This window comes from Pseudarthrobacter sp. NPDC058329 (assembly GCF_042879835.1).
GTDB lineage: Bacteria > Actinomycetota > Actinomycetes > Actinomycetales > Micrococcaceae > Arthrobacter.
On the sequence record NZ_JBHVZR010000022.1, the window covers coordinates 44,341 to 54,844 of the forward strand.

12 protein-coding genes and 1 tRNA gene are annotated in these 10,504 nt (G+C 65.9%); 4 read left to right on the forward strand and 9 right to left on the reverse strand.

All coding sequences use genetic code 11. From position 1 onward, the window contains the following. Positions 1 to 136 precede the first annotated feature (136 nt). From ACFVYC_RS20480 to ACFVYC_RS20495, 4 genes are all read right to left on the reverse strand, one after another. Positions 137 to 322 (reverse strand): hypothetical protein, encoded by a 186-nt coding sequence (locus tag ACFVYC_RS20480; protein ID WP_387553722.1) that lies wholly within the window; start codon positions 320 to 322, stop codon positions 137 to 139. 38 nt (positions 323 to 360) lie between these two features. Beyond that, positions 361 to 1,332 (reverse strand): hypothetical protein, encoded by a 972-nt coding sequence (locus ACFVYC_RS20485; protein ID WP_387553724.1) that lies wholly within the window; start codon positions 1,330 to 1,332, stop codon positions 361 to 363. A 65-nt stretch (positions 1,333 to 1,397) separates the two neighbouring features. Beyond that, positions 1,398 to 2,084, reverse strand: coding sequence for a DNA alkylation repair protein (locus tag ACFVYC_RS20490; protein ID WP_387553726.1), 687 nt, complete (start codon positions 2,082 to 2,084; stop codon positions 1,398 to 1,400). Positions 2,085 to 2,176: 92 nt separating this feature from the next. Beyond that, a complete protein-coding gene (locus ACFVYC_RS20495) occupies positions 2,177 to 2,452 on the reverse strand; it encodes a hypothetical protein (protein ID WP_387553728.1) in 276 nt (91 codons plus the stop codon). Between the two features lie 273 nt (positions 2,453 to 2,725). Between ACFVYC_RS20495 and ACFVYC_RS20500 the strand changes: the two genes are divergently transcribed. Beyond that, the gene (locus tag ACFVYC_RS20500) at positions 2,726 to 3,223 is read left to right on the forward strand and encodes a hypothetical protein (RefSeq protein ID WP_387553730.1); all 498 of its coding nucleotides are present in this window, start codon (positions 2,726 to 2,728) and stop codon (positions 3,221 to 3,223) included. A gap of 156 nt (positions 3,224 to 3,379) precedes the next feature. On the opposite strand, the gene ACFVYC_RS20505 is transcribed toward ACFVYC_RS20500, so the two are convergent. The 4 genes from ACFVYC_RS20505 to tmk form a co-directional block, all read right to left on the reverse strand. Further along, a tRNA-Thr gene (locus ACFVYC_RS20505) sits at positions 3,380 to 3,452 on the reverse strand. Between the two features lie 103 nt (positions 3,453 to 3,555). After that, complete coding sequence (locus ACFVYC_RS20510; protein WP_387553732.1) at positions 3,556 to 5,121, reverse strand: alpha/beta hydrolase; 1,566 nt, start codon at positions 5,119 to 5,121, stop codon at positions 3,556 to 3,558. Between the two features lie 19 nt (positions 5,122 to 5,140). Next, positions 5,141 to 6,283 (reverse strand): DNA polymerase III subunit delta', encoded by a 1,143-nt coding sequence (locus ACFVYC_RS20515; RefSeq protein ID WP_387553734.1) that lies wholly within the window; start codon positions 6,281 to 6,283, stop codon positions 5,141 to 5,143. Further along, a complete protein-coding gene (tmk, locus tag ACFVYC_RS20520) occupies positions 6,280 to 6,933 on the reverse strand; it encodes a dTMP kinase (RefSeq protein ID WP_387553736.1) in 654 nt (217 codons plus the stop codon). The genes ACFVYC_RS20515 and tmk overlap by 4 nt, the downstream gene beginning before the upstream one ends. Positions 6,934 to 7,052: 119 nt before the next feature. Between tmk and ACFVYC_RS20525 the strand changes: the two genes are divergently transcribed. Both ACFVYC_RS20525 and ACFVYC_RS20530 read left to right on the forward strand, forming a co-directional pair. Next, complete coding sequence (locus tag ACFVYC_RS20525; protein WP_387553738.1) at positions 7,053 to 8,243, forward strand: trans-sulfuration enzyme family protein; 1,191 nt, start codon at positions 7,053 to 7,055, stop codon at positions 8,241 to 8,243. Positions 8,244 to 8,252: 9 nt separating this feature from the next. Further along, complete coding sequence (locus ACFVYC_RS20530) at positions 8,253 to 8,603, forward strand: DUF2516 family protein (RefSeq protein WP_387553740.1); 351 nt, start codon at positions 8,253 to 8,255, stop codon at positions 8,601 to 8,603. Between the two features lie 67 nt (positions 8,604 to 8,670). On the opposite strand, the gene ACFVYC_RS20535 is transcribed toward ACFVYC_RS20530, so the two are convergent. Continuing rightward, complete coding sequence (locus tag ACFVYC_RS20535) at positions 8,671 to 9,516, reverse strand: class I SAM-dependent methyltransferase (RefSeq protein WP_387553741.1); 846 nt, start codon at positions 9,514 to 9,516, stop codon at positions 8,671 to 8,673. 112 nt (positions 9,517 to 9,628) lie between these two features. Here ACFVYC_RS20535 and ACFVYC_RS20540 point away from each other — a divergent pair, with 112 nt between their 5' ends. Continuing rightward, positions 9,629 to 10,375, forward strand: a complete 747-nt coding sequence (locus ACFVYC_RS20540) for a phosphoglyceromutase (protein WP_387553743.1) — start codon at positions 9,629 to 9,631, stop codon at positions 10,373 to 10,375. The last annotated feature ends 129 nt before the right edge of the window (positions 10,376 to 10,504 follow it).

Genomic DNA, 10,504 nt, shown 5'->3' on the forward strand with positions numbered 1-10,504 from the left:
AACAGGCCCGATCAGCGGACCGCTTACCCGCGTTGCCTGGGGAATTTCCCGGGCAACGCGGGTTTGCTGCTTTAAGCGGCCCGATCGGCAGCGGCACTCATCTGCTGCTGCCGTGGCCTTTGCAGGCCTGGCGGGTTCAGGCGGCGATGCGGACCTGCTGCAGGGGGACTGCATCCACAACGGCCCAGCTGTCCTCGCCGTCACAGTGCCGGCTGGCGAACCGCTCGGCCTCTGCCAGGGTGTCAAAAGTTTCGGCGCGGGCCCGGCCGCAGTCGGCGTCGAAGTAGGTGACGTGGAATTCCTGTACGAGTTGTTTTTCCATAAATCCAGTCTGCAACCGGGGTCTGACATTCCTAGGAATCAACCCCGCGTGTTGCCCAGCCGGAGGACCCGTTCCTGCGCCAGCACGGCTGTGCGCTCCGCTTTGTCCGCGGCCCGTGCGGCCTGTTTTGCCTCGGCGGTGGTGCTGATGAGCCTTTTGCGGGACTGCTCCAGCCGGTCCTCGGCCGCCTTGAGGCGTGCCCGCAGATCTGATGCCTCCTGGCTCAGCCCGGCAATCTCGGCCCGTGTTTCGTCCGCCTGGTCCTGCAGGTCCCGGGCCAGCTGCACCGCGTCGGCTTCTGCCTCTTGCGCTTCTGCCAGCGCGGCTTTGGCTTTCTCCAGCGCGGGTGGTGACGTTGGCCGCGGTGTCTGCCGGACGGCCTCAAGCCGCGGCTTGTCCGGCTTGCTCCGGGCGGTGCCTGCCGCCGTCGTACTCCCTTGCTGTTCCTTTCGGGCCGGTGCCTTGGACGGGGCGGGAGCGGCCCGGGGTGCGGGCAGGGCGGCCGGGACTGCCACCGAGCCCTCAAGCTCCACGGCGTTCACGCCGTCGGCGGAGAGTGTTTTCAGGAGCCGCCCGCTCTGGACGGCGGCGGCTGCTCCCTCGTCCGCCGTCAGGGCCCGAAGCGTCTCCTCGACGTCGGTGGCCATGGCATCGCTGATGGACCGGCCCTGCTGCCGGGCAACTGACCGGGCGGTGTCGACGGCGGCGGCCAGCACGGTCCGGCGCTCACGCCCCAGCTCCCGGAGCGCCGCGGCGTCCAGTGACGCCTGCGCCGCACGCATCCTGCCGCCCAGGTCCGCCAGCCCGATGAGGACGTCCGGTTGGTGCAGTGCCAGCATGTTCACGGCCCAGGCGGCAACCGACGGCTTTGGCAGCGCGCGCACCGCTGCACCAAGTTCCTTGTCCGAACCGGCAGCTTCCTTTGCTGCGGCGGCCCGTGCTTCCACAAAATCTTCCATCGGCTTGGCATAGAGCCCGTTCGCGATCGCTGCCAAGGCCTCGTCTTCCATGCACGCCATCTTAGGTGCCGGTGTTGCTGCAGAAGGATACCCCTCCGCCTGAGCGAGGGCGTTTGCTAATTTTCGTGCTGCCGGCGAACCATTTCGGCGATCCAGCTGGGTGCGAACGGGGACGTGCAGCCCGGGGACGTCGGATAGTCCTTGAGCACTTCCAGGCGCTCTCCGATGCTGACGGCCCGGTCCCGCTGTCCGGCGTGCGCTATTCCGATGTGCGCCAGGCAGGTGTTCATTGCCCACTGCAGACGGTCCGGTGCGCCCTTCATCTCCGCTTCAATGACGTCCAGCAATCCGGGAATATCGAGGCCTTCGGGCTGCTTCACCACGCGTTCACTGGTCAGCGCCCAACCGGCACTCGCGACCACCGGATCGGGATCGGCGAACCAGGCAAGGCGCAGCTCCTCTGCATTAGGGTTCTTTTTCACCACGTAGTTCACCAGCCAGTCGTGCACCTTGGGTGTGCGGGCGGCGCGCAGCATGCCGTCCAATTCGTCGCGCCCAAAGGCTTTCGGACGGCAGATCAGAAGGGCCAGCAGCCTCGCCGCCGTGTCGCCGGTGTCCCAGAGCTCGAGGGCGAGTTCCTGCTGTGTCTTCAGGCGCTTCGCGACGGCACGCAGCTTGCTGAGGTTTACACCGTGATCATCGCCGTGTTTTTCATTCACTTCACGTGCCCGCGGGTCCTCAAGGGCGGCAAGCTCCGCCATGAGCCCTGCCACACTTGTCCCGGTCAATGCGGTCCCGGCCATCGCAGTCTCCTCTTCGTTGCTTGCGAAGTTCAGCCTACGACGAAGCGGGCATTGCACACACGTGAGTGGCCGTGGCGCGGTGCCTGGCTCAGCTAAAGCCGCCTCACCAACCAGCTGGCGACCCACCGCACATCATTCCCGCCGCCGTCGTCCCACTCCACCAGGACGTGGGTGACCGTATAGGCGATGGCGAGTCCAATGATGGAACCCGACTTTACCCGGGCAGGGCGGAGCATCAGGACCGGCCGGCCGGGTGCCTGCCGCAGGGCGTCCTCGCGAACGGCTGCCTGCGCTACTTGCCGGGGCACCTGCTGGGGGAGCGTGTCCAGTAATGCGGGCTTTTCGACTGAATCTGGGGACAGCGGCATGGAAATTCCTGAAAATTGAATCCTCTGCCCCAGTACCGTCTTCTTAGGCTGGGAGCACGAACCACTGGTCAAACCGGATGGCCGGCAGCAGCCGTGGCCGGCATGCTGCCGTACCCACAAGGATAGAGTCCAGTACCTTGCCACGCATGCGTAGGAAGTACTCGACTCCTGGATGGGTCAACTACTTGCGTGTGTCTTCCAGGTGCAATCTCCGGACCAAGACGTAACCGAAAGGCACCCATCTTAATCGTCTGCCCATGTCATGCTGGGCGTATGAAGAGGCTGTGGGTCCGGTTGCTCTTGATTCTCGTGTCCGGGACCGCAGGTTGTGCTACGCCGGGTGTGTGTCCCGCGATCGGCTGGAGCAACTCAGCCACCGTTGTCCTTGACGGGCCGGTGGACGGCGTGGACACGGTCCAGTTCTGTCCGGACGGGGCCTGCTCCATCACGCCGCAACCAACCACGGCTCCCAAAAGCACCATTGCTCCCGGCCCCTCCGCAATTCCCGGCCAGGCTGCGACGGCGGTTCCCGCAGCGCCAGGCGCCGACAGCGGGTCAAAATACAGCCCGTACTTCGGAAAGAAAATCGATGACCGCACCTGGCAGTTCAGCGCACCCATGAACGCCCCCGCCAAAGCCACTGTAAGGGCCTTGGCCGCAAGCGGGGAGGTCCTCGCTGCACGCGAGGTGGAGCTGACCTGGACCCGGGTCGGAGGCAGCGAACAATGCGGCGGCCCCTCCACGGCAGGGCCCATCACGCTGTCCCTCTGACCGGGCTCCTTTGATCGGGCTCCGTCCAGCCCACCCCTGCCCTGGGGTTCTCACGCCGGGGTGCGTACGCTACGCCCGGAGCGGCGTTATTTTCACTTAACCAGCGAAAAACCCCGCATTATCGTCGAAATCAACGACAACACGGGGTTTATCCCGAGCTTCCTATCAGAATCGAACTGATGACCTTTTCATTACGAGTGAAACGCTCTACCGACTGAGCTAAGGAAGCACCGCACGCTTGCCCGGATGAACCGGGCGCCTCATGCAAGAGTCAACTGTAATAGAGTCCCTGCGCCCGGGTCAAAATGGGCGGGAGGATAGGGCTGAGGCGTTCAGCACACTGTGTTGTCAGCGGGAACCTGGCCACTCACAAGGTAGGCGTCCACGGGGTCCTCGAGGCAGGTGTTGGCCCGGCCGTAAGCGGTGTGGCCTTCGCCTTCCCAGGTCAGCAAGGTGGCATTTCCCAGCTGCTTTCGCAGCGAGGCGGCCCACTCGACGGGTGTGGCGGGGTCGCCGGTAGTGCCGATGACCACGATGGGCGAATCACCGGTGTACTCAACAGGCGCAGGCGTGCGGGTGTTCTTGTAGGGCCAGTCGGCGCAGTTGGTGCCGCCGTAGGCAAAGAAATACCCAAACGTGGGGGAGTCCTGCATCAGGAGCTGCTGTTCGGCCCGCATGGCCCCGGTGTCCGAAACCGTGGGGTAGTCCAGGCAGTTGATGGCGTTGAATGCGAACGTCGAGTTGGACGTATATGTCCCGTTCGAAGCGCGGTCGGCACCAAGATCGGCCAGCCGGAGCATCAGGCTCACGTCTCCGGTCATCGCCGCTTCAAGGGCCTGGGTCAGGGCGGGCCAGCTTTGATCGTTGTACAGCGGGGTGATCAGGCCGCTGACGAACATCGTGGCGTTGACGACGCGCCCGTCCTTGGCGGTGCGGGGCGTCTGCTGGACGGCGGCGATGAGGTCGCGGACCTGCTGCACTCCTGCATCAACGGTGCCGCTCAGCGGGCATCCGTCCTGCTGGAGGCAGCTGGCGACATAAGCCCGGATGGCCTTCTCGAAAGCCCGGGCCTGTCCGCGGGTCAACTCCTCGCTGCTGATGGCCGGATCGAGGGCACCGTCAAGCACCATGCGCCCCACGTTGTCCGGAAACAGCGAGGCGTAGGTGGATCCCAGGAACGTTCCGTAGGAATACCCGAGGTAGTTGAGCTTTGTGTCATTGACCACTGCCCGGAGGATGTCCAGGTCCTTGGCGGAGCTCACCGTATCGATATGGGCAAGTACCGGGCCGGTCTGCTCGGCACACTGTGCGGCGATCGCCTTGTTGTCCGCCCGGGCCGTCTCCAGCCCGGCGTCGGTTTCAAGATCGTAGACTTTGGCGCGCGCGGCGTCCCGCTCGGCGTCCGTCAAGCAGGAAACGGGGGCGGAGCGCTTGACGCCCCGGGGATCGAAACCCACCAGGTCGTAGGCGTCGCGCACGTCCTGCGAAAAGTGTGTTCCGGAGGCGTCCTTGACGAAGTCATAACCGGAGGCACCCGGTCCTCCCGGGTTGACCAGCAGGCTGCCGGTCTTGTCGCCCGTGCCCGGAGCCTTCAGCACGGCCAGGTCGATGGTTTCGCCCTCGGGCTTGTCGTAGTCCATCGGCACGTTGACCTTGGCGCACTGGAATTCACTTTCGCAGGCCTCCCACACCACTTCCTGCGAGTAGAACTGCTCCAGCCCGGCCGGGGCGGACGCCACAATCGATGGATCCGCCTTGGCCGTGGACGGCTCCCGGCTGCGGTCTCCGCCGTCGAGAAGGGTGCAGGAGGCCAGAACCATGGCAAGCGCCATGGCCCCGGCGGCACGCATGCCAACCACCCAGGATCGGGGGCGTGCTGGCAGGGGGCGGGCAGTCATCGGGTCTCCTTGAAGGGGGCTAGATCAGGCTGGCTGCCATGGACTCAATGGTCAACAGCGGGGCAACGTTGGTGGTGGTAATCCGTTCGCGGGCTTTATTGATGGCGTCCATCCGCGCGAGCGTGGCTTCTGGTGAGGAGCGGCCGGCAAACTCCTCCAATTCACTACTCAGCTCAACGTTTACGAGCTCCACAGCATTCCCGAGCTGGATAATCAGCACATCCCGGTAGAAGGACAGCAAGTCGGTGAGCGTCCGGTCCAGTGAATCGGTGATGGACCGCTTGGCCCGCCGCTTCTGGTCCTCCTCAAGCTGCTTTACCTGGCTCCGCATGGCAGGCGGGAGGGTTCCGGACTCCGGTGCCCCCAGGGTGGCCAGCAGGGCAGCCTTTTCGGCGGCGTCGCGTTCCTCGTTCGAGCTGTTGGCTTCGGCGGTAGCGATCTTGACCAGCTTTTCCGCCATCATCACCGCGGCGGTAACGCCTCGCAGTCCCAAGGGAAACCTCACGGTTTCCAGACGACGTTCCCTGGCTGCCGGGTCCCGGGCAAGCCGCCGGGCAATACCCACGTGGCTTTGTGCCGCCCGGGCCGCGCGATCCGCCAGGGCCGGTTCAACGCCGTCGCGCTTAACCAGCAGGGCAGCCACATCGGCGGCCGGCGGCAGGCGCAGCGCAACACTCCGGCAACGCGAGCGGATGGTCACCAGTACGTCGGCCGGGGACGGTGCGCACAGCATCCACACAGTACGGGGGGTTGGCTCCTCGATGGCTTTGAGCAGAACGTTGGTGGTGCGCTCCGCCATCCGGTCCGCATCCTCCACCACGATGATCCGCCAGCGGCCGGAGGACGGCCGGTTGCCCGCCGTGGACACCAGTTCACGCGCTTCGTCAATGGTGATGGTCACTTTTTCGGTGCGGACGAAAGTGACGTCGGAGTGGGTTTCCCCAAGGATGGTCAGGCAGGCGTGGCATTGCCCGCAGCCGCGCCGGTTAACGTCCTCCTGGTCGCAGTTCAATGCCGCGGCGAACGCCTTGGCGGCATTTGAACGGCCGGACCCCGGTGGGCCGGTGAACAGCCATGCATGCGTCAGGCTGTCGCCGCTGGCAGCCTGGCGGAGTTGTGCCACGACGGCGGCCTGGCCCTGAAGGTCGTCCCACACGGTCATGCGTCGCCCTCCGCGGCCGCCAACAGCGCGTCCACGCGCTGGAGGATCTGGGCGGCAAGGTCGCCCACGGGCAGATGGGCGGGCAGCACAAGGTAGGAACCGGCACGGGTTGCGGCCAGGTGCAGGAAAGCTTCCCGGATCCTGAGATGAAATTCGTCGGCTTCGGATTCGAGCCGGTCCTCTGCGGCATCACCGGCGGTCCGGCGCCGCCGGCCCACTGCCGGGTCAACGTCCAGCAGGACCGTGAGGTGGGGCTCCAAGCCGGAGGTGGCCCACGCGTTAATGGAGCGGACGGCGTCCTGGCCGAGGTCCCGCCCCGCTCCCTGGTAGGCGACGGAAGAGTCAATATACCGGTCCGTCAAGACGATCTCCCCGCGCTCCAGCGCCGGCCGGATGACTTGGCTGGCGTGGGCGGCCCGGGACGCGGCGAAGATCAGGGCTTCGGTGTGGGCATCGATGTGGCCGTGGCCATGGTCGAGGACCAGGGAGCGGAGTTTCTCGCCGATCGGGGTTCCGCCGGGTTCGCGGGTCCGCAGGACCGTGAGCCCGCGCGATTCAAGGGCGTCTGCAAGCCGGGCTGCCTGGGTGGACTTGCCGGCACCATCCCCGCCTTCAAATGCGATGAAAAGGCCTGCCCGTTGTTTGCTCACCGGTCAAGCCTACCGATCCCCACCGGCAATCGCAGATTGCGGGTGGGGGTATGTGGACAGTACTGGCGCGCGGGTGTCGGCTTTCCGGCGGGCCCGCACCGGACAGTAGGCTTTCGAGCATGAGTCTTTCCGAGCAGCAAGCAGCTTCCCTGGCAGCTGAGACGGTAGTGGTGGCCGCCGGGCGCCCCCCACGGGAGAGGGACCAGCCGGTCAACGCGCCCATCGTCCTGTCCTCCACATTCTTCGGCATTGGTGCCCTTGCTGACGGGGACCGCGGCTACGGCCGGTATTCCAACCCCACCTGGGATCCCTTCGAGGAAGCGTTGGGCCAGCTCGAAGGGTCGGAACTGCCCGGGCTCCTGTACGCGTCGGGCCTGGCTGCGGTCAGTTCCGCCCTGTCCCTCATTCCCGCCGGGGGAGTGCTGGTTATGCCCACGCTCTGCTATTCCGGGTCCCTGGTGATGGCGGCCGAGCTTGCCCAGAAGGGCTTCATCGAACTCCGGACCGTGGACATCGCAGATACCGACGCGGTCAAGGAGGCCCTCTCGCCCGGCGGCCCGGCCGCACGGGCCGCTGCCATGCTGTGGCTAGAGAGCCCCACGAACCCCATGCTCAGCATCGCCGACGTGCCGGCTCTTACGGCCGCAGCCCATGCGGCAGGGGCGATCGTGGTCACGGACAACACCTTTTCCACACCCTTGGTCCAGCAGCCCCTCAGCTTCGGCTCCGACGTCGTCCTGCATTCGGTGACCAAGTACCTGGCGGGCCACTCCGACGTGGTCCTTGGCGCACTGGTGACGTCCAACCCGGACATCCGTTCCGCACTGCTCCATCACCGGACCATCCACGGCGGCATTGCCGGCCCCTTCGAGTCCTGGTTGGCCCTGCGCGGGCTGCGGACACTGGCGCTCCGCATTGAACGGTCCCAGGCCACGGCCATGGTCCTGGCGGAGCGCATAGCCGCCCATCCCCGGGTCGAATCGCTCCGGTTCCCGGGCCTTCCCAACGATCCGGGCCACGAACGGGCGAAGGTGCAGATGAAGGGCTTCGGTTCGATCATCTGCTTCCAGGCAGCGCCCGTGGACGGGATGAGCGGCGCCGATGCTGCAGACGCGGTGGTCCGTGGGGTGAAGCTATGGCTGCCTGCGACGTCGCTGGGCGGAGTCGAGTCGCTGATCGAACGCCGGCGACGGCACGCCGCCGAGCCCCCGGATGTGCCTGAGAATCTGGTCCGTCTCAGCGTGGGCATCGAAAACGTTGAGGACCTCTGGGCAGATTTGAAGCAGGCGCTGGACGCGCTGGGCGGCTAGGCTGGGCTTGTGGACGGTGAACTCATTATCAGGCCTGTAGAGCAGGCAGTATTTTTTATTCTTGCCCTCGTGGCGCTCGGACTTGAATTGTGGGCCGTGGTGGACTGCGCCCGGCACCGCGCCAATGCCTTCGAGGCCACCGGAAAGCGCACCAAGACCTTTTGGATGGCCCTGACCGGCGGAGCCGCCCTCGTCGGCGTCATTTCGTTCTTTGGCAGCGGCGGCTTTTTCGGCACGCTTGGCCTGTTCGGGCTCGCAGCCGTCGTCGCGGCGTCCGTCTACCTGGCAGATGTGCGGCCGGCTGTGAAGGATGCAGGACGCGGCGGCAGCCGCAATACGGGACCCTACGGACCCTGGTAGCCTCCCCACCGCCCCTTCGGCCCGCAAGCGGCGAGGGAACCCCGCCGATGTGGGCCCACACGCCAACTCAATCCCCCGGGGCCACCGCTTCCCAGTCCACCGTCAGTTCGCCCAGCCGCCATCTGGCCGGTCCGTCCTGAACCGGCCAGCCGGCGTCGCGCAGGATGCTGGCCATGGACTGCCAGCGCTGCCTGTTGCCGAAGGCTGCCATCGGTGAGGATTCCAGCCAGGCCCGGTCCATCGCCTGCATGAGGGCGTGCACCGGTTCGCCGGGGACGTTGCGGTGGATCAGGGCTTTGGGCAACCGTTCGGCAACATCGGAGGGCAGGTCGAAGCTGCCGAACCGGACGGAGATACTCAGCGAGAGCGGCCGTTGTGCGTCCAGCGCAATCCATGTCACCCGCCGGCCGATCTCGTCGCAGGTTCCGTCAATAAACAAACCGTCCGCGGACAGGCGGTCCTGGACCAGCCGCCAGATCCCGGCCACGTCCGCTTCCTCGTACTGCCGCAGGACGTTAAACGCACGCACCAGTACTGGCCGTCCCGGAACGGGAATTTCGAAGCCGCCCACATGGAAGCTCAGACCCGGCCGCTGCAGCGGCAAGGCGGCCCGGACCCGGTCCGGTTCAATTTCGACGCCGCGCACCTGGACGTCCGGCCGCACGGCGGACAGCCTCTCAAAGAGTTCGACGGCGGTGGCCGGGGTGGCGCCGTAGCCCAGGTCCACCACCAGGGGGTTTTCAGCGGACCGGAGCCGCCACCCCTGCGGCCCCGTCAGCCAGCGGTCAACCCGGCGCATGCGGTTCGGATTGGTGGTGCCGCGGGTGACGTTGCCTACCGGCCGGCCCTGCCTGCCGGCCCGGTTCCCGCCGGTTATCTGCGGGGCGGCCACCCGTTCAGCTTTTTGCACCACCGCCCCACCTTATCCCTGCCGCATCCCGGCCGCTCGGTGCACTCGTAACGCTGCGTTGGCGGCAGTTGTAACGCTGGGCGGGCGGCAGCAGCGCTCGGCTAGGATGAAAATCATGACTTACAAGCTGATTCTGCTGCGCCACGGCCACAGCGAATGGAACGCCAAGAACCTGTTCACCGGTTGGGTGGACGTAGACCTCAACGACCAGGGCCGCACGGAAGCAGCACGGGGCGGGGAGCTCCTGGTTGAGAACGATGTTCTCCCGGATATCCTCTACACCTCGCTGCTGAAGCGGGCCATCAACACCGCAAACATCTCCCTGGACAAGGCCGACCGCGGCTGGATCCCGGTCAAGCGCGACTGGCGCCTGAACGAACGCCACTACGGCGCACTGCAGGGTAAGGACAAGGCCCAGACCCTTGCCGAATACGGCGAAGAGCAGTTTATGGAATGGCGCCGTTCCTACGACACCCCGCCGCCGCCCCTCGACGACAACTCCGAGTTCTCGCAGGCGCACGACCCCCGCTATGCGGACCTGGGCGACGCCCTGCCCCGCACCGAGTGCCTGAAGGATGTCCTGGTCCGCCTGCTGCCGTACTGGGAGTCGGACATCAAGGAAGACCTGAAGTCCGGCAAGACCGTCCTCGTCACGGCCCACGGCAACTCCCTGCGCGCGCTGGTCAAGCACCTGGACGGCATCAGCGATGAAGCCATCGCCGGTTTGAACATCCCCACGGGCATCCCGCTGGTCTACGACCTCGACGAGAACTTCGAACCCATCAAGCCCGGCGGCACCTACCTGGATCCCGATGCCGCTGCAGAGGCCATCCTCGCCGTTGCCAACCAGGGCAAGAAATAAGCCGCAAAGACGCACGACGGCGGGCCGATCACTTGGCGGTTTCTAGGGGTCGTTGCAACACCTGCTGGTTAGGTGGTTAGTAGTAAATCACGTAAACGCTCGGCTGGGGTTTTCCAGCCGAGCGTTTTG

Coding starts and splice junctions, on each gene's coding strand:
- ACFVYC_RS20485 (WP_387553724.1), bottom strand. CDS start 1,332: ATGGAAGACGAGGCCTTGGCAGCGATCGCGAACGGGCTCTATGCCAAG.
- ACFVYC_RS20525 (WP_387553738.1), top strand. CDS start 7,053: ATGAGTCTTTCCGAGCAGCAAGCAGCTTCCCTGGCAGCTGAGACGGTA.
- ACFVYC_RS20515 (WP_387553734.1), bottom strand. CDS start 6,283: ATGACCGTGTGGGACGACCTTCAGGGCCAGGCCGCCGTCGTGGCACAA.
- ACFVYC_RS20495 (WP_387553728.1), bottom strand. CDS start 2,452: ATGCCGCTGTCCCCAGATTCAGTCGAAAAGCCCGCATTACTGGACACG.
- ACFVYC_RS20490 (WP_387553726.1), bottom strand. CDS start 2,084: ATGGCCGGGACCGCATTGACCGGGACAAGTGTGGCAGGGCTCATGGCG.
- ACFVYC_RS20540 (WP_387553743.1), top strand. CDS start 9,629: ATGACTTACAAGCTGATTCTGCTGCGCCACGGCCACAGCGAATGGAAC.
- ACFVYC_RS20500 (WP_387553730.1), top strand. CDS start 2,726: ATGAAGAGGCTGTGGGTCCGGTTGCTCTTGATTCTCGTGTCCGGGACC.
- ACFVYC_RS20510 (WP_387553732.1), bottom strand. CDS start 5,121: ATGACTGCCCGCCCCCTGCCAGCACGCCCCCGATCCTGGGTGGTTGGC.
- ACFVYC_RS20480 (WP_387553722.1), bottom strand. CDS start 322: ATGGAAAAACAACTCGTACAGGAATTCCACGTCACCTACTTCGACGCC.